This is a genomic window from Acetobacter sp. DsW_063 (assembly GCF_002153745.1).
Lineage (GTDB): Bacteria > Pseudomonadota > Alphaproteobacteria > Acetobacterales > Acetobacteraceae > Acetobacter.
The window spans coordinates 1-3,514 of record NZ_JOPL01000111.1 but is presented as its reverse complement, the minus strand read 5'-3'; the positions used below and the strand labels follow the sequence as shown (position 1 = coordinate 3,514).

The 3,514-nt window shown below is 56.2% G+C and carries 3 protein-coding genes; 2 read left to right on the top strand and 1 reads right to left on the bottom strand.

Translation table 11 applies throughout. The features are described 5' to 3' along the window. Positions 1-206 precede the first annotated feature (206 nt). On the bottom strand, positions 207-773 hold the full coding sequence (locus HK28_RS12540; RefSeq protein WP_198945887.1) for a TetR/AcrR family transcriptional regulator: 567 nt from the start codon (positions 771-773) through the stop codon (positions 207-209). A 139-nt stretch (positions 774-912) separates the two neighbouring features. Here HK28_RS12540 and HK28_RS12535 point away from each other — a divergent pair, with 139 nt between their 5' ends. Continuing rightward, positions 913-1,638 (top strand): SDR family oxidoreductase, encoded by a 726-nt coding sequence (locus tag HK28_RS12535; protein WP_086644884.1) that lies wholly within the window; start codon positions 913-915, stop codon positions 1,636-1,638. 528 nt (positions 1,639-2,166) lie between these two features. After that, entirely contained in the window at positions 2,167-3,282 is a 1,116-nt protein-coding gene (locus tag HK28_RS12530; protein WP_086644882.1) for an NADH:flavin oxidoreductase, read from the top strand. Positions 3,283-3,514 lie beyond the last annotated feature (232 nt).

Here is a 3,514-nt window from a genome sequence, read left to right as displayed (position 1 = left end):
CTTCGTCTCCGTCTTCTCCGCCGTACGTAATGTTTTCGTCCCGCCAGCTTCAATCGACAACGCCATCTCCAGATATCTGCACCGTCTCAGGGCGTTCGCTCAATGGAATGGTGCGACGCTCATCCCGCCTGAAAAAACCCTCAAGCGCCTTCAAATGCCCCTCGCAAGTTGACGTGACAGCACCGGCCGTCCACCCCATCTGACAATTAGAAGGTGTTTGCGAACCCCAGCAGATATGCACGGCACATGCGGAGAAGCTCAACACGCAGAGTCTCGATTAGTGTAGGAGAAAGATTACGTTCGAAAGCATTTCGGATCGCACCAAAGATGACCGTGACTAATGTTATATTGACGCTCACGAGATCAGTTCCGTTCCAGTCTGGGGCGCTGGCGATCATGTCGAGCGTTGCCGTATCTACCCGAGTTGCAAACGACTCGATCAGTGTCTCGTTGTCGAGTTCGACTGCCGCGCGGTATAGCGCGCGCGTCACATCTGCTCGTTCCGTTTTTGCGATCCAGTAGGTTTCAATCAGCGCGACGATCATAACTTCTAGCGGTGCTCTGTGATGGGCGCGACAGGTTGCCTCAATCTTCTCAGATAGGGCTTCAAGATATCGCTCGTTGAGCGCGTAGAGCAGTGCCTCCTTGTGCGGGAAATACTGGTACATTGTACCGACCGACACCCCTGCGCGGTCCGCCACGCGTGTGGTGGTCAGACGCTTTGGACCGTTGGCCACCAAAAGCTGAATGGTCGCCTCGAAAATTGCGTCCAATGTAACTGCTGCGCGTGCCTGACGCGGAGTTTTCCGAGCTTTTAGATGGCGGGGTGCTGCTGGCACCATAAGCGAATTCCCAAGCTGAATGATCGTTCATATCCTATGGCTCATACGGTCAAAATCAAAGGAATATCTTGTGCCGAACGATACCCGAATTGCTCTGGTAACCGGTTCCAACAAGGGGATCGGGCTGGAAATTGCTCGACAACTCGCCCAAGCTGGTATCCACGTCATCATCGGTGTGCGCAACAGCGAACGTGCCAAAGCGGCGATTGCCGACCTCGCTTCGCAAGGGCTGGATGTTGCATCGGTTCGGATCGACCTTACCGACCACACCAGCATCGCAGCAGCCGCCGAAATGATCCGCAACAGGTATGGGCAGCTCGATATTCTCGTCAACAATGCCGGGATCGTTGATCCGCAGGATGGCCCACCCAGCGCGGGGGCTCCTGAAGCAGTTCGTCGCATTATGGACACAAATTTCGTGGGGACAATTGCTGTGACGCAGGCAATGCTCCCGCTATTGAGGCAGTCGCCCAAAGGCCGGATCGTCAACCTGTCTAGTGCGCTAGGGTCGTTAGCCGTGATGGGTGATCGTAGCTCACCTTACTACTCAGCCCGACTGATCGGCTACAACGCGTCGAAGGCAGCACTGAATATGCTCACAGTGCAACTCGCCGCTGAACTCGACGAGACAGGCATCGTCATCAATTCGGTCGCACCCGGTTATGTCAAAACAGACCTGACCGAGCACGCTGGTTTCATCAGTGCAGAAGAAGGTGCTCGGCTTCCGGTTCATTATGCCTTGAACAGTGAGGAGACAGGGCTGTTCGTGGAATCTGCAGGTAGAATGCCGTGGTAAGAACACCCTTCAGCAGGAGGTACTTCGAATGCTAAGCTCCTGAAGCATTGGTTTGGGCCTAAAGGTGATAGTGCCTGCGACGCTGCTGTTATTCTTTCAGGTGGCCGAACTTAAGAGGTGATGTCGTCGGCAGGTCGGATCATGCGGCAATATGTCCGTCAAACGCTTGACGCGCTGGCTTTGTTTCATCCAAACGGTTCAAGGTCCAAACATGGAGCGCAGGAAAAGAACCCGGCAGCGAGCAGCTGAGTGCATAACAACCCATTCGACTGTATGGGGCGAGTCCATGATGCCGTGGTTGGAAAGGAGCGCGTCGCGCTGCCTCTGCTGCAAGCAACATCTCAGCGCCACCGTCTACCACCTGTCGGCCATCTGGTCGGAAAGTTAGCGAGTGATACAGTTCTCCTCGAAATGTTGGCACACAGACACGTAGTTGCCTCAGCGAGGGGTTGGGAAATCGCAAATGCATTCTAAACATCCTGCGAGCGCATGCATACATTAACGCAAATCAACTAGAAAGGCTTCCCCATGATTTCGACAGACGCCCTTTTTCGTCCATTCCGCATTGGCGAGATGGAGCTGCCAAATCGCATTGTCATGGCACCGATGACGCGCAGTTTCGCTCCTGCTGGTATCCCTGGCCCAGAGCATGCCGCCTATTACCGGCGTCGTGCCGAAGGCGGCGTTGGCCTAATCCTTTCGGAGGGCACAGTGGTCGACCGGCCAGCATCACGAAATGATCCGGCTGTTCCGTTCTTTCACGGCGAACAGGCGCTTAGAGGTTGGAAAAGCGTGCTCGACAGCGTCCACGCGGCGGGTGGGCGTATGGGACCGCAGCTCTGGCACACGGGCGCGGTCAAGAGCTTCCTAACTGACTGGGTCCCCGACGTAGCGGTGGAAAGCCCCTCGGGGCTCGACGCGCCCGCAAGTGCGCGCGGGAAAGCGATGAGTGACGCGGACATTGCCGACACGATTGCTGCTTTCGCCAAGGCAGCTGCCGAAGCGAAACAGATCGGCTTCGACACGATCGAGATACATGGCGCACATGGCTACTTGATAGATCAATTTTTTTGGAATGGAACCAACCTTCGCAACGACCGCTATGGAGGTCCAACGGTCCGTGAACGGTCTCGCTTTGCAGCAGAGATTGTCGCCGCGATCCGCACAAGCGTCGGACCCGGCTTCCCGATCATCCTACGCGTGAGCCAGTGGAAGCAGCAGGACTATGCTGCGCGCATCGCCCAGACCCCCCAACTGATGGCAGACTGGCTACAGCCGCTGGTCGACGTTGGTGTCGACGTGCTGCACTGCTCGCAACGCCGCTTCTGGGAGCCCGAGTTCCCAGAGGCCGACGGTGTTGGGGGGCTTAACTTCGCTGGGTGGGCCAAGAAGTTGACCGGTGCAGCTACAATCAGCGTCGGCTCGGTCGGCTTGTCCAGCGACTTCGTGAGCACATTCAACGGCGAGGGCTCGGCCTGCGCCGGGCTGGAGAAGCTTGTTGAGCGGATGGAACGTGACGAGTTTGACCTAATCGCGGTCGGTCGTGCCCTTATCAGCGATTCCGCTTGGGTTGAGAAGGTCCAGTCAGGTGACTGGGCTGCGCTTAAGGGCTTCGACACCGCTACGCTTACGGAACTGGTGTAAGGGTAATGTTACGTTAGAGCGCACTGCGAATAGCTTGAATCATAGGATTCCCGAAGGGTGTGCGATGTGATTCAAGATAAAGACTGGTGAAGGAGGCCAGTCTTTATGCCGGAAGCCTACTCGCAGGATTTACGAGACCGTGTAATTGATGTGGTGGAGAAGACGCATACGAAGCGCTGACAACCGGTGCTGTCACGTTAACTTACGAGGGGCATTTGAAGGCGCTTGAGGG